Consider the following 14333-nt stretch of genomic DNA (forward strand, 5'->3'; position numbering starts at 1 on the left):
GGCGGCTCAGTAGGGCGGGGTGAAGATCTGCTCGCGGACCTCCGCCGGCAGCTCCGGCGGCAGCGGGATGCGCCGGGCGAAGGGGTCCCCGTCGCGCAGGCACCGCTGCAGCAGGCGGTCGCGCAGGGAGGCGAGCATCTCGCCGTGACGGCTCTCCACCGCCAGGTTCCGCATCTCCAGCGGGTCCTCGCCCAGGTGATGCAGCTGCTCCCGGTGCCGGCCCCATGAGTAGACGGTGTACTTCCAGTCCCCGTGGAGCAGGGAGCGGCCCACGGTCGTCGAGGCGGGATGGTCGATCCGGGTCTCGACGACCACGTCCTCGGCCGGGGCGTCCTCGAGCAGGTTCCCGGGCCCCACCCCCGGCGGGGGTACGACGCCGAGCTCGGCGCACAGGGTCGGGACCAGCGCGGCCGTGCTGACCGGTGCGGAGACGGTGCGACCGGACGGCCCGCCCGGGGCCCGCAGCAGCAGCGGCACCCGGATGCACTCCTCGTACAGCGCGCTCTTCTGCGACCACTGGTGCGCGCCGTCCCCGTCCCCGTGGTCGGAGGTGAAGACCACCAGGGTGTCCGCCGCCGCTCCGGAGCGCTCCAGCGCTGCGAGCACGGTCCCGATCTGGTGATCCACCCGTTCCACCAGGCGCGCATAGGTCCAGCGGTACTGCCGCCACTCGTCCGGGCCCCAGGTGCCGGTGCCATGGATGTTCTGTCCCACCGCCCGCTCATGCGCGAGCGCCTCGGGCTCGTAGGGCAGCGGCCCATGGTTCAGCGGCAGCGGGGGCGTCTCGGCCACCGGTGCCGGTTCGACGTCGCCGTAGGGCATCGGCTGGCCGCGGGCGTACTCGCAGATCGTGTGCGGGTCGTCGAAGGAGACGAAGAGGGCGAAGGGCTGCTCGGCGGCGGTCAGCTCGTCCAGCCGTCCCGCGGCCCAGTCCGCGAGCCCCGCGTCACCGAAGGGACGGGTCAGCGCGAAGCCGTCGGCCTCGCAGACCTCGACCCGCGGGGCATGCCACTTCCCGCCCCACTCGGTGCGGAAGCCGTTCTCCTGCAGCGTCCGCGGCAGCGTCGGGCCGGCGCGGAACTGCTCGATCACCGCCTCCGGCGGGCGGTTGCGGTCGATGCCGATCTCGTGCGGGGCCCTGCCCGAAAGCAGGGAGCTGCGGCCCGGGACGCACAGCGGGAACGGGGTGTAGGCGCGGGTGAAGGCGGCACCCTCCTCGCGCAGCCGTGCCAGGTGCGGGGCGGCGAGGAACTCCCGGGACTCGCCGTCCAGCGCATGCGCCCCGAGCTGGTCGGCCATCAGGAACAGCAGATTCTTCGCCACGTCTCAGACCTCCACGGCGGACAGGGAATAGCGGTCCAGCTCCGGCCACGGCATCTCGAGCCGCGCGAAGAGCTCGCGGGCCCGGGCGGCCAGCGCGCGGTCCAGCGCGGGATCCTCGAGAGGATGCAGCTGGAACGGGTCGGCGACCAGGTCATGGCAGGTGGACCACACCTCGCCGCTGCGGGCCGAGAGCACCCACATGTGGGTGGGCGTGCGCAGACCGCGCTGCTGCAGCCCGTCCGGTGCGGCCTCGTCATGGAAGAACGGGACCACGGACTCCGGGTCCGCCCCGGCATGGGACAGGATGGCTGGGCTGAGGTCCTCGCCCACCATCCGGGCAGGGATCGAGTCCGCCAGACCCACCAGGCCCAGCAGGGTCGGGGCCATGTCGAGCGAGCCGATCAGCGCCGAGGACCGGCCCGGGGCGAGGTGCGACGGCCCGCCGACGATCAGCGGGATGCGCATGGACTCCTCCAGCGGCACGTTCTTGTCGAGCCGGCCGTGGCTGCCCAGCTGGGTGCCGTGGTCGGAGGTGAACACGACCAGGGTGTCCTCGGTGAGGCCGCGCTGCGCGAGCGCCTCGACGATCCGCCCCACCTGCTGATCGATCTCGTGGACCGCGGTGAAGTACTGCGGCGCGACCCGCGCGGCCTCGGCACGGATCCCCTCGGTGACGTTCGGGCGCACCAGGAGCTCCTCGCCCCGCCCCGCGAACTGCTCGTGGACGCCGTGGGGGAGCTGGTCGAACGGGGGATGGGGTGGGTTCCAGGAGACCGCCAGCGCGAAGGGTCCCGCTCCGTGCTCATCGAGGAACCGGAGCGCCCGGTCCGTCTCGTGCGCGGCGGACCACTGCTCCACGTCGATCCGGTCCTCGCGTCCGCCGTCGGTCGCCCAGTAGTGCGGGCGCAGATGGTCGTCGCAGCAGCCGTAGGAGTACCAGTGGGAGAAGCCGAAGCGACGCTCCGGCGGGGAGAAGGCGTCCCACACCTTGCCGTCGTCCCGTCGGCCCTCGCCCCAGATCTCGTCCTCCGCCGTGGGCGGCTCGAGATGCCACTTGCCGATCCACCCGGTGGCCATGCCGTGCGCGGCCATCACCGCCGCCCAGCTCTCGGCGTCCGAGCGCAGGCCGACACCGGAGGCGGCGGTGGCGGAGTTGACGTTGAGGTGCACGCCGTTCTCCTGCGGGGTCTGCCCGGAGATGAGCATCGCGCGGTGCGGGCTGCACACCGGATACGAGCTCAGCGCCGTCTCGCACCGCACCCCTCGCACGGCGAGCGCATCGAGGTGCGGGGTGGGCACGGGGTCACCGTCCGGTGCCACGCACTGGGCCCGGAACTGGTCCGCGATCAGCAGCACCAGGTTCGTCATTTGCCCATCCCGACCGTGAGCCCCTCGGTGAGCCGGCGGCTGACGAACAGGAACATGATCAGCATCGGCAGCACCACGATGCAGATGCCGGCGAAGAGGCCGCCCCAGTCCGCACCGGAATAGGTCTGCTGCTGCACGAAGCCGATCAGGGCGACCGGCAGCGTGTACTTGTCCGTCGAGCTGAGCAGCGTCATCGCCATCAGCGTCTCGTTCCAGTGCGAGATCACCTGCAGGATGAACGCGGTCATGATGCCGCCCTTGGCCAGCGGCATGATGATGCGCATCATCGTGCCCAGCGGCGAGGTGCCGTCGATCGCGGCCGCCTCCTCGAGCTCCACGGGCAGGGTGCGGAAGAACGAGATCAGCAGGAACACCGTGAACGGCATCGAGATCCCGATGTACACCAGGTTCAGCCCGATCAGGCTGTTGGTCAGGTACAGGCGGGAGAGCATCACGAACAGCGGGATCATGATGACCTGCGCAGGGATGCCGAGCCCGAGCACGAAGTAGTTGCTGAGGAATCGGGTCACGGGGGTGTCGACCCGGCCGAGATAATACGCCGCCGGGGCGGCGACGACGACCGTGAGCCCGGAGCTGACCAGGGTCACCCAGGCGCTGTTCCAGGCGGCTCGGCCGAAGTCGCCGACGGTCCAGGCGCGCGACCAGTTCTCGAACTCCAGCGAGGTCGGCATCCCGAAGGGTTCGGCGAGGATCGAGCGGGTGTCCCGGAGTGACTGCACGATGATCCAGAACAGCAGCGCGATCCCGAGCGCGACGGCCAGCCACAGCACGCCCACCAGGACCATGCGCAGCGGGTTGCGCTCCGCGCGGGAGGCCGGGCTGCCGCGACTGCGGCGTCGACGGGGCGGGGGCGGGCTCTGCCGGACGGTGCCCGGTTCGGCAGCGGCCAGGGCGGGGGTCGGAGAAGTCACGTCGTTGTCCTTGTCGTTCAGTACTGGATGGCGTCGCGACGCATGATCCGCCGCATGAGCAGGACGATGATCGAGACCGTGACCAGCGAGATGATCGCGGAGGCGGTGGCCGCCCCGTAGGCCGGGACCGACTGTCCGGAGAACGCCGTGACGTAGGTGTACACGGCGGCGGTCCAGCTGGAGGTGGGCGGGATGCCGACACCGCTGGACCCGCCGAAGACCCAGATGAGCTCGAAGATCTTCACCGAGCTGATCGTCCACAGCACCGCACAGGTCGCGAACACCTCCCAGGTCAGCGGGATGATCACGTAGCGCAGGCGCTGGATCGCATTGCATCCGGCCAGCGATGCCACCTCGAAGTAGTCCGGCGGGATGCGGTCCACGCCGGCCATCAGGATCGTGGTGAAGTACCCGGTGTGCGTCAGCACCAGCGTGACCATGATGAGCACGAAGATGTTGTCCTGGGCCAACCAGGCCGGGGGCTCGGTGACCCCGAACGGGCGCAGCAGTGTGTTCACCAGGCCGCCCGGGTTGAAGATGAACCCTGCCAGCGCGCCGAAGACGAGCGCATTGACCAGGTGGGGGAAGAAGATCACCGCGCGGACGGTGCCCTTGCCCCACATGTTGCGCAGCACCAGGCTCATCGCGAAGGCGAGGACGAAGATCGTCACGCCCACCACCACCAGGATCAGCATGGTGTTGAGGAACGCCTGCTGGAACAGCGGGTCCTTGGCCACCCGGGGGTAGTTGCGCAGCCCGACGAACTCCATCGGCCCGGCTCCGGGCCAGCGATGGAAGCTGATCCAGAGGGCGGCGGCCGAGGGGACCACCACCAGCAGCGTGTAGAACAGGAAGGCGGGGCCGACCAGGGGGAGGAAGAGCTTCCGCTTCTGCGCCTCGATGAGGCTGACGCCGCGGGGGCGGCGCACGGGGCGCTGGCTGAGAAGGGCCGTCATCTCAGAGCTGCGCTTCCCAGTAGGCGATCTGTGCTTCCTTCATCGCGGAGATGAACTCCTCGGCGCCGATCTTGCCGAGGAACAGCTCATCGTTGAGCGGCTGCATCACCGTCTCCATGTATCCCGAGTAGGTGACGCCGTCCGCGGCCAGGTAGGTGTTGTCCGCGGCGTCGATCGCGGCAGAGATGTCTGCCAGCTCGGGGATGGTCTCGATGCCCTCCCGGATCGGGATCTGACCGGCCTCGGCGGCGATCTTCTCCTGGAACTCCATACGCAGCAGGAACTTCGCGAACTCGGCCGCGGCCTCGGGGTTCTTCGCCTGCAACGGGATGACGAAGCCGGTGGGCTCCGCCCGCATGATCGTCTCCCCCGACGGGTCCGGCGAGGGCATCGGGAAGGAGGCGTACTCGAAGTCCTTGGTGGCGTACGGGGCGGTCTCCGTCGGGATCCACGAGCCGTTCAGCAGCAGGGCGGCGTCGTTCGTGGCCCAGGCCTGCTGCTGGGCGGGCCACTTGGAGGCGTCGTAGCCGGGGATGAGGTAGCCGCCCTGGACGATCTGCTCCACGCAGCGGGCCGCCTCGAGCGCTGCGTCGCCGTCCCAGAGGGCCCCGCTCTTGTCGGAGACCAGCTCGTTCAGACCGCCGACACCGGTCAGGCGCAGGTAGAGCGACTGGAACCAGAGGACGTTGTAGCCGCCGATGTCGCCGTCCGCGGCGAGGGGGGTCCTGCCCTGGCTCTTCAGGTCCTCGAGCAGGGCGATGAACTCCTCCCAGTTCGCCGGCGGAGCCTCGCTGATCTCAGGGTTCTCTCCCGCGTCGTACCAGATCGCCTCGGAGGTGAGGAAGGTCGGCAGCAGCCACGGGCTGCCGTCCTGCATCGTCGACTCGCTGCGGAACTTCTCGGGGATGATGTCCGTGATCGCCTCACCCTCCACCTCGGAGGCGAACAGGTCATCGAGCGGAAGGACCTGCCCGGTCGCGGCGAGCACCGGGGCGAGCTTGGCGAAGGCGCCGTCGATGATGTCCGGGACCTGCGGTGTGTTCAGCGCCGGGACGATCTTCTGCGTGACCTGGCGTCCCTGCCATTCCACGTTGACCGTGATGCCGCTCTCCTCCTCGAAGGCGGCGACGGCCGCCTTCATGACGGCCTGCTGGGATTCGCCCTCCTTCCAGTTCGACCAGTACGTGATCGAATCACCGGAGCTCGAGCCGGACGAGGGACCGCCGCAGGCGGCGAGGGAAGCCGCGGCGGCGCCGCCGGCTCCCAGTGCGAAGAGTTGACGTCGTGTCGGAGTTGCAGAGTGCAGCACGCGACTCACCTGGCCTTTCAGAGTAAGTGCGACTATCGGACCAGCGCGGGAAGATAGTAATCAATGAGTTTCCGGGCTGTGAAATGTGGTCGAGAGCCGGTAGGGGTGGTCGCACTGGAGTGATCCGGGTCTCGATGCGCTCGTGACCTGCAGCAGCGGGCATCGGCGAGGGATCGGGTGCTCCGAGTGCTAGGGTTCCTGGAAGTCAGTGCAAAGGTAGTAATAGCGGATGATGTGGAGGCGGTGCGGCGATGGAGTCCTCGACGGAATCGGTGTGGAGTCGCAGCGGGCGCCGACGTCTGAAGTTCGAGGAGCTCGCCTCGCAGCTGCGCAGCCAGATCCTCTCCGGCGCCTGGACCCCGGGGACGAAGCTGCCGACGGAGAACGAGCTGATCCAGGAATCGGGGTTCTCGCTCACCACCGTGCGACGCGCCTACGAGTCCCTCGTGGACGAAGGGCTGGTGAGCCGGCGGCGGGGGGCGGGCACCTTCGTCAACGACCGCAGGCCGCCGCGTGAGACCCGGCAGGGGCGGGTCGGGATCCTGATCCCCGAGGCCGCGCTCTACTACGCGAAGGTCCTCCAGGGGCTGGAATCCACGCTGGCGTCCCGGCGGGTCTCCCTCACCCTCGCGACCAGCAATTACGAGCTGGATCGAGAACAGGAAGCACTGCAGTCGATGCTGGCGGACGGCGTGCGCGGGATCATCGTCGTCCCCACCTTCCGCACCGGACAGGCGGGCGAGAACCTCCGCCGGGTGGAGGCTCTGCAGCGACTCAAGGTGCCCGTCGTGCTCCTGGAGCGCTCCCTGCCCGAGCTCGGCGCCGCGGACCCCTCGGAGCACGTGGTCTCCGACCACGCCGGGGGAGCGTTCGACGCGATGCAGCACCTCCTCGGTCTCGGGCACCAGCGCATCGGCCTGGTGCTGCGCCGAGCCCCGCACACGGCGCCGGGGATCAGGGCGGGATACCGGACGGCATGCCGGGCCGACGGCCTCGAGGAGATCGTGGTCGTGGAGGAGATGGAGGCGTGGAACGTCGAACGCGCCGACCGTGCTCTGGAGGAGCTGCTCGAGCACGGCTGCACCGCCGCTCTGGTGTTCGGGGACCGGGAGGCGGCGCTCCTGGAGAGCGCGGCCTCGCGCCGAGGCCTCGCCGTCCCCCGCGACCTCGCCCTGGTCTCGTATGACGACGAGCTCGCCGAGGTGGCCGAGGTGCCGCTGACCGCGATGTCGCCGGCGAAGTATCCTCTCGGCTCGACGGCGGCGGAGGTGATGCTGCGCCGGATCGAGAATGGTCGCAGCTCACCGGTGCTGCAGGTCAAGCTGCGACCGCGCCTCGTCGTGCGTGAGTCCTGCGGTGCCGCGGCCATCGAGAAGGCCCCGGCGGTCTGAGAGTCGGTGCCCTCAGGCGACGATCGCCAGCATGCTGGGGTCGACGGGGGCGTAGGGCGGGCGGCCCGTGCACAGCCGTCGGATCTCCTCGAGCGCGCTCTCACCGAGCCGGTGCAGCTCGTTCCCGAGGGAACCGGCGATGTGCGGGGTGATCGAGACCGCCGGCGCGTCCCACAGCGGGTCCTCCGGGGCGAGGTCGTCGTGGACGTCGAGCACGGCGCTCAGGCGGCCGGAGACCACCTGCTCCCGGAGGGCGTCGAGCTCGACGAGGGCCGGGCGGGCGGTGTTGATGAAGGTGGTGCCCTCGCGCATCGAGGCGAGCAGCGCCCCGGTCACCATCCCCTGCGTGGACGGGACATCCGGGGCGTGCAGGCTCACGACGTCGCTGCGCCGGAACAGCTCCTCCAGCGCCACGAGCTCGGCCCCCAGCCCGCGGGCCTCCTCCTCGCTCACGTACGGGTCGCTGAGCAGGACCGTCAGGTCGAAGTTCCGCAGCAGCCGCGCGACCGCCCGCCCCACCCTCGAGGCCCCGATGAGGCCCACCACTGCACCGAAGTTGCCGCCGTGGGCGAGGGTCGAGGTGTGCTCCTGCCCCCGGCACCGTCGATGCGCTGCCTCCCTGCTCAGACTCTGCTTCCCGGCCAGGAGGATCTGGGCCACGCTGTACTCGGCCACCGGCAGCGCGTTGGCCTCGGCGGCGGTGGTGACCAGGATGTCCTCCCGCTCCCACAGGGCGGGGGACGCGATGCGGCGCAGGGTGCCCGCCGTGTGCACCACCGCGCGCAGGGCGGGCAGGCGCTGCAGGGTCGCAGCATCGAGGCGCGGTGATCCCCAGCCCGTGATCAGCACCTCGACGTCCGCCAGCTGCTCGTCGGCCGCCGCCTGCAGGTCCGGGACGGTGCGGTCCACCTCGATCTCGACGAGGCCGCTCAGCTCCTGCAGCTGGCCGGGGCCGAACATCAGGTGCTGCTGGTCCTGCGGCATGGCGAGGATCGTCTTCATCGGATGTTGTCCTTCACTGGGGCGATGCCCGTCATCGGGAGCTGCCCCACGGGTGCTCGGTCGTGAGGCGAGGCAGGTATTTCGGAGCCAAACAGGCGATGGGAATAGCAATCAATGAGTTACCGGGCAACTCTGCACGAAAAGATCCTTAATAAGTACCTCGGGTCGCTGACATCTCTCGCTACGCTGGGCGCGACCGCCACCCCAGGAGGAGACCCCGCCATGCCCACCTCGACCCAGGAGCGACCGAACATCCTGCTGATCATCTCCGATGATCACGGATACGCAGACCGCTCCTCGCGCGGCAGCGCCGACGCCCGCACCCCGCAGCTGGACCGCCTCGAGGCCGCCGGGACGGTCTTCGACCAGGGCTACGTCACCGCGCCGATCTGCTCCCCCTCCCGCGCGGGCCTCATCGCCGGCGCCCACCAGCAGCGCTGGGGTGCGCACTGGTTCGACACCTCCGCCTTCCCTCCGTCGTCGCGGCAGGTCATGCCCGAGGTGCTGGGGGAGGCCGGGTACCGCACCGGCTATTTCGGGAAGGTCCACTACGGGCCCGAGCGTCCGGGGGACCGGGCGTGCCCCGAGAACCACGGCTTCGACCAGAGCCTCTACGGCCTGGCCGGGCTCAGCATGGGCCGTCTGCACTACCTCCACCACTCGCGCGAGGCGGCCCGGGACTACGGTGAGGCCGCCGGCGCGCACGGGGTCAGCCCGCTGTACGAGGACGGCCGCGAGGTGGACTGCGAGGAGCACCTGACCGTCGAGTTCACCGACCGCGCGCTCGACTTCATGGGCGAGGGCGCCGAGGAGGCGCAGGAACCGTTCTTCTGCATGGTCGCCTACAACGCCGTGCACAACTTCGCCTGGCAGCTGCCGGAGGACGAGCTCGAGGCCCGCGCCCTGCCCCGGCATGACGACTTCGACGCCGCGGCCATGGACTACGTCGACTGGTACGACGGGGCGATCTCGCCGCGGCTCGAGAACGGCCGGGCGTACTACCTCGCGCAGCTGGAGATCATGGACCGGGAGATCGGGCGGATGCTCGACCACCTCGAGGCCACCGGGCGCAGGGAGAACACCCTGGTCGTCTACCTCACCGACAACGGCGGCTCCACCTGCAACTATGGGAACAACGCACCGCTGGACGGCACCAAGTACAGCCTCTTCGAGGGCGGGGTGCGGGTGCCGATGATCCTCTCGCAGCCCGGCACCGTCCCGAGCGGCGCACGGTCCGCGGCGCTGGTCTCGGCGATGGACCTGCTGCCCACCTTCGCCGCGGCCGCCGGCACCGAGGTGCCGCCGTCCCACCCGATCGACGGCTCGGATCTGCGACCGGTCTGGGAGGAGCGCAGCGCCGGCCACCAGGCGCTGCACTTCGACACCGTGTTCCAGTGGGCCGTGCGCACCCCGGAATGGAAGCTGCGCGGCGTGGACCCCACCACCGGGCACCGCGACCACCTGCTCGCCGTCGAGCACACCGACATCGGCCAGGGCATCACCCTGGTGCCGATGGGCCCGGATCCGCAGCCGGGCAGCGAATCCCCGGCGGCTGATGTCTCCGCGGAGCATCCGGAGGTCGTCGCCGAGCTGACGGCGCTGCACGAGCAGTGGCGGGCGGGCCTCCAGGTCGTCGGAGCATGAGCAGCGGCCCGGGGCAGGGAGACCTCGGGCCGTCGTGGGTGCGCAGGAGGCGAGCAGCGACCGCTCGCTCCTCCCTCAGTCGCGGCCCAGCAGCCTCCCCATCGGCACGAAGTCGGCGAACTCCGGGTCGAGCGCGGCGCCCGCAGCGGGCGCCTCGGTCGCCGCCCGTGCGGTGCCGTCGGACGGTTCTGCGGCGCTGCCCGGACCGGAACGCAGCATCACCGCGAGCTCCGCGGCGGCTCGGCGCACCCGTACGGCCAGCGGCTGCTCGTCGGCGTGGCCCTCGGTGTCGGCGCCGAGATCGGCCGAGGCCGCGAACACCACCGTCGGCACCACCGCGGCCCGGAGGTAGCCGAACATCGGCCGGATCGCGTAGTCGATCGCGAGCGAGTGGCGGGCGCTCCCGGCGGTCGCGCCGAGCAGCACGGGCCGGCCCCTCCACAGCTCCCTGTCCACGGCGTCGAAGAACATCGTGAACAGCCCCGAGGGACCGAGGTGGAAGATCGGGGTGACGGCGATGACCGCGTCGGCCGCGCGGAGCTGCTCGACCACCATCGCGAGCCGCTCGCCGGGGAAGCCGGTCAGCAGGGCGTCGGTGATCTCGTGGGCGTGCTCGCGCAGCTCCACCGTGGTCACCTCGATCTCGATGCCGGCCCCGCCCAGCGCCGCCGCGGTCCCGCGGGTCAGCTGGTCGGCGAGCATGCGGGTGGAGCTGGGGGTGGAGAGCCCCGCGGACAGGGCGAGGATCCGGTAGGTGGTGGTCATCAGCGCTGTCCCTTCGCGTCCTCGGTGCGCAGGCCGGTCCAGTTGTCACCGGTCTCGAACCGGTAGGCGTCGTCGAAGCTGCCGCGCTCGGCCGCGGCGGACGCCACACGGGCGGCGTGGGTGGGCCCCTCGGGGACGCCGACCGGCCGGCGGGCCTCGAGCTCGCGGCGCAGCACCGGGACGACCTCGGTGCCCAGCAGCTCGATCTGCTCCAGGACCGTCTTCTGCGGCAGGCCCGCGTGGTCCATGAGGAACAGCTGGCGCTGGTAGTCCCCGACGTGGTCGGCCATGGTCAGGTAGCGCTCCACGACCTGCTCCGGCGAGCCGACGGTCAGCGGCGTCTGCGCGGTGAAGTCCTCCATCGAGGGGCCGCCGCCGTAGACCGGGGCGGCATCGAAGTAGGGGCGGAACTCGGTGATCGCGTCCTGGGAGCTCCTGCGCATGAACGCCTGGCCGCCGAGCCCCACGTAGGCCTGCTGGGCCGTGCCGTGCCCGTAGTGCTCGTAGCGCTCGCGATACAGCTGGACCATCTGCCTGGTATGGCTCATCGGCCAGAAGATGTTGTTGTGCAGGAACCCGTCGCCGTAGTACGCGGCCTGCTCGGCGATCTGCGGGGAACGGATCGAGCCGTGCCACACGAAGGGTGCCACACCGTCCAGCGGGCGCGGCGTGGAGGTGAACTGCTGCAACGGGGTGCGGAACTCGCCCTCCCAGTCCACGACGTCCTCGCTCCACAGCCGGCGCAGCAGGTCGTAGTTCTCGATCGCGATCTCGACGCCCTTGCGGATGTCCTGACCGAACCAGGGGTAGACCGGACCGGTGTTGCCGCGTCCCATCACCAGATCCACACGACCCCCGGTGAGGTGCTGCAGCATCGCGTAGTCCTCGGCGATCTTCACCGGGTCGTTGGTGGTGATCAGCGTGGTCGCGGTGGAGAGGATGATCCGCTCCGTCTGCGCGCCGAGGAAGGCCAGCGTGGTGGTGGGGGAGGAGGTGACGAACGGCGGGTTGTGGTGCTCGCCGATCGCGAACACGTCCAGGCCCACCTGTTCGGCGAGCCTGCCCTGCTCCACCACGGCGCGCAGGCGCTCGTTCTCGGTGGGCACCCTGCCGGTGGTGGGGTCCGGGGTGATGTCGGCGATGGTGAAGATTCCGAACTGCATGGCGGGGCTCCTCGGATCGTGGTCGGTCCTCCGGAGGGGCACCGGAACGGTGGTGGCGACCGCCGCACGAGCCGCTCCCCGAAGTTACTACAACTTTAAACTATCTAAGAGGCGGCGGCAACCCCGCCGTGAGCGGCGTCGCCCGCCGGAGCGCTCTGCGGGCCGTCGTGCGGGGTGCTGGCCGGTGCGGTGCGGTGCTGCGAGCGGGACGGCGCGGAGAGCGCATGCCCGCGACCTCCCGGTATCGGTCGTCTGCGGGGACGAGCGATGGCAGGATGGCATGTCATGACCTCAGAGAGCATCGAGACCCTGTTGGACGCGACCCGCCTGGCGGCGCTGGAGACCACCGAGGGCGGCCGGATCCTCGCGAAGATCTCGAGCCCGGACGCGAAGGGCACCGCCTATCGCAGCGCGCTCGTCGAGATCGACGGCGAGCACCTGCTCCCGCTCACCCGTGGCAGCGCGTCCGTCGGCGCGGTCGCCGCCGCCGAGGACGGCACCACCTTCTTCACCGCCCAGCGCGTGGGGGAGGACGGCGAGGAGGCCGAGGACGCCCAGCTGTGGGCACTGCCCGTGCGCGGTGAGGCCCGCGAGCTCGCCTCCCGCCCCGGCGGCTTCGGCGGCCTCACGGTGGCCGGCCGGCACCTGGTCACCGAGCTCGAGGTGCACTCCCAGGCCTCCGACGAGGCCGAGCATCGCGAGCTGAGCACGAAGCGCAAGGACGCGAAGGTCACCGCCGCGCTCCATGCCGGATTCCCCACCCGCTACTGGGACCACGACCTCGGGCCCACCCGGCCCGTGCTCGCGATCGCCGCCCTCCCCGACGACCTGGCCTCCGCCGAGCGCACCGCAGCCCCGGGCGCGCAGCGCGATGGTGCGCGCACCGGTGCCACCGGAGCGGACTCCGACGGCGGCGCCACGGGTGCGTCGGCCGGAGCGCCGCACACCGATGCCGACGAGGACGCCCCCACCCAGGTGCTGCACTTCCGCCACCTGGCGATGCCGGATGGCCGCCTGGAGAGCTGGAGCGTGGACCGCGAGGGCACCCGCGCGCTGGTGGGGATGGTCGACTCCCGCGATGACCTGGTCGGCGTGCCCGACCTCTACCTGTTGGACCTCGTCGGCGAGCAGCCGCCGCGGCTGCTGCGAGAGGCCACCGCCGAGCTCGAGTACGGACCCGGGGAGTTCAGCCCGTCCGGCGACCGTGCCCTGATCGGCCGCCACCACTCCTGGACCGAGAGCCAGTCCCTCGCCGCCGGTGCCGAGGTGCTCGACCTCGCCACCGGCGAGTCCCGGCCCGTCTGGCCCGAGCTGGACCACTGGTTCGAGCCGATCTGGCTGGACGAGTCCACCCTGGTCGCGACCAGCGACGACCAGGGCCGCGGTGCGGTGTGGATCGGCGGGGTCGACGATCCCGCGCCGCGCCGCCTGGCCGGTGGTCCCGGTCAGGAGCTCACGTTCTCCTCCGCCTCCGTCGCGGGCGGCGCGATCATCGCGTCCGCCTCCGGTATCGCGGTCGCCCCGTACCCGGTGCGGATCGATCCGGCCACCGGCACGGTGGCGGCGCTGGCGAACCCGGCCGACGCCGTCACCCTGCCCGGCACCCTCACCGAGGTCACCGCCACCGCCGAGGACGGCACCGCGCTGCGGGCCTGGCTGCGTCTGCCCGAGGGCGTGGGCCCCCACCCGCTGGTGGTCTTCGCCCACGGCGGCCCCTGGGGGTCCTGGAACGCCTGGACCTACCGCTGGAACCCGGGCCCCTTCGTGGCGGCCGGCTTCGCGGTGCTGCTGCCGGACCCGGCGATCTCCACCGGGTACGGGCAGGCGATGATCGACCGCGGCCAGCATCAGCTGGGCGGCACGCCGTTCACCGACATCATGGCGCTGACCGACGTGACCGTCGGCCGTGCGGACATCGACGCCGAGCGCACCGCCTTCGCCGGCGGCTCCTACGGCGGCTACATGGCCAACTGGGTGGCCGGCCGCACCGGCGACCGCTTCCGCTGCATCGTCACCCACGCCTCCCTGTGGGACACCGAATCGATGGGCCACACCACCGACAACGCCGGCTGGGAGCGTTCGATGCGCGGCCAGAACGCGCACTACAACCCCAAGGACTTCGCCGGTGAGATCGTCGCGCCGATGCTCGTGATCCACGGCGACAAGGACTACCGGGTGCCGATCGCCCAGGGCCACGCCCTCTGGTACGACCTGCACGAGTTCTCGGCCACCCCGCGCGACGCCGCGGGCCGCACGCAGCATCGCTACCTCTACTTCCCCGACGAGGGCCACTGGATCCAGGGCCGGGGCAACGCCCAGGTCTGGTACGAGACCTTCCTGGGCTTCCTCGATACGCACGTGCGCGGCCAGGTGTGGGAGCGGCCGGTGGTCCTGGGGTGAGGGGTCGGGGTGCCTCCCGGCCGGCCCCGTGACGTCCGCTCGCGCGACCCCGGTGTCGGATGTACCCGGATTCGGCGGAT

At 70.9% G+C, this 14333-nt stretch carries 11 protein-coding genes; 3 read left to right on the forward strand and 8 right to left on the reverse strand.

Features of this window, described 5'->3' with window-relative positions; genetic code table 11:
- Positions 1-6 precede the first annotated feature (6 nt).
- From CFK38_RS04030 to CFK38_RS04050, 5 genes are read right to left on the reverse strand one after another with little or no spacing between them, the layout of a single operon-like run.
- Positions 7-1323: a sulfatase family protein gene (locus CFK38_RS04030; RefSeq protein ID WP_096801923.1), complete on the reverse strand. Its 1317-nt coding sequence runs from the start codon at positions 1321-1323 to the stop codon at positions 7-9.
- Positions 1324-1326: 3 nt separating this feature from the next.
- On the reverse strand, positions 1327-2691 hold the full coding sequence (locus CFK38_RS04035) for a sulfatase family protein (RefSeq protein ID WP_096801924.1): 1365 nt from the start codon (positions 2689-2691) through the stop codon (positions 1327-1329).
- Positions 2688-3623, reverse strand: coding sequence for a carbohydrate ABC transporter permease (locus CFK38_RS04040; protein ID WP_245851214.1), 936 nt, complete (start codon positions 3621-3623; stop codon positions 2688-2690). The genes CFK38_RS04035 and CFK38_RS04040 overlap by 4 nt, the downstream gene beginning before the upstream one ends.
- Before the next feature lie 17 nt (positions 3624-3640).
- Positions 3641-4579, reverse strand: a complete 939-nt coding sequence (locus CFK38_RS04045; RefSeq protein ID WP_096801926.1) for a carbohydrate ABC transporter permease — start codon at positions 4577-4579, stop codon at positions 3641-3643.
- 1 nt (position 4580) lies between these two features.
- Positions 4581-5888: an ABC transporter substrate-binding protein gene (locus CFK38_RS04050; protein ID WP_157773344.1), complete on the reverse strand. Its 1308-nt coding sequence runs from the start codon at positions 5886-5888 to the stop codon at positions 4581-4583.
- Between the two features lie 251 nt (positions 5889-6139).
- Between CFK38_RS04050 and CFK38_RS04055 the strand changes: the two genes are divergently transcribed.
- On the forward strand, positions 6140-7279 hold the full coding sequence (locus CFK38_RS04055) for a GntR family transcriptional regulator (RefSeq protein ID WP_096801928.1): 1140 nt from the start codon (positions 6140-6142) through the stop codon (positions 7277-7279).
- A gap of 12 nt (positions 7280-7291) precedes the next feature.
- Here CFK38_RS04055 and CFK38_RS04060 read toward each other — a convergent pair whose 3' ends face one another.
- Positions 7292-8281, reverse strand: coding sequence for a hydroxyacid dehydrogenase (locus CFK38_RS04060; protein WP_096801929.1), 990 nt, complete (start codon positions 8279-8281; stop codon positions 7292-7294).
- 222 nt (positions 8282-8503) lie between these two features.
- On the opposite strand from CFK38_RS04060, the gene CFK38_RS04065 reads away from it, so the two are divergent.
- A complete protein-coding gene (locus tag CFK38_RS04065; RefSeq protein WP_096801930.1) occupies positions 8504-9925 on the forward strand; it encodes a sulfatase family protein in 1422 nt (473 codons plus the stop codon).
- Between the two features lie 75 nt (positions 9926-10000).
- Here the strand turns inward: CFK38_RS04065 and CFK38_RS04070 are convergent, their stop codons facing one another.
- Both CFK38_RS04070 and CFK38_RS04075 read right to left on the reverse strand, forming a co-directional pair.
- A complete protein-coding gene (locus CFK38_RS04070) occupies positions 10001-10690 on the reverse strand; it encodes a CE1759 family FMN reductase (protein WP_096801931.1) in 690 nt (229 codons plus the stop codon).
- Positions 10690-11853 carry an LLM class flavin-dependent oxidoreductase gene (locus CFK38_RS04075; protein WP_096801932.1) on the reverse strand — a complete coding sequence of 388 codons (1164 nt, stop codon included), beginning with the start codon at positions 11851-11853 and terminating at the stop codon, positions 10690-10692. The genes CFK38_RS04070 and CFK38_RS04075 overlap by 1 nt, the downstream gene beginning before the upstream one ends.
- Before the next feature lie 285 nt (positions 11854-12138).
- Here CFK38_RS04075 and CFK38_RS04080 point away from each other — a divergent pair, with 285 nt between their 5' ends.
- Positions 12139-14253 (forward strand): S9 family peptidase, encoded by a 2115-nt coding sequence (locus CFK38_RS04080; protein ID WP_096801933.1) that lies wholly within the window; start codon positions 12139-12141, stop codon positions 14251-14253.
- Positions 14254-14333 lie beyond the last annotated feature (80 nt).

The sequence above is a fragment of the Brachybacterium vulturis genome, from assembly GCF_002407185.1.
Lineage (GTDB): Bacteria > Actinomycetota > Actinomycetes > Actinomycetales > Dermabacteraceae > Brachybacterium > Brachybacterium vulturis.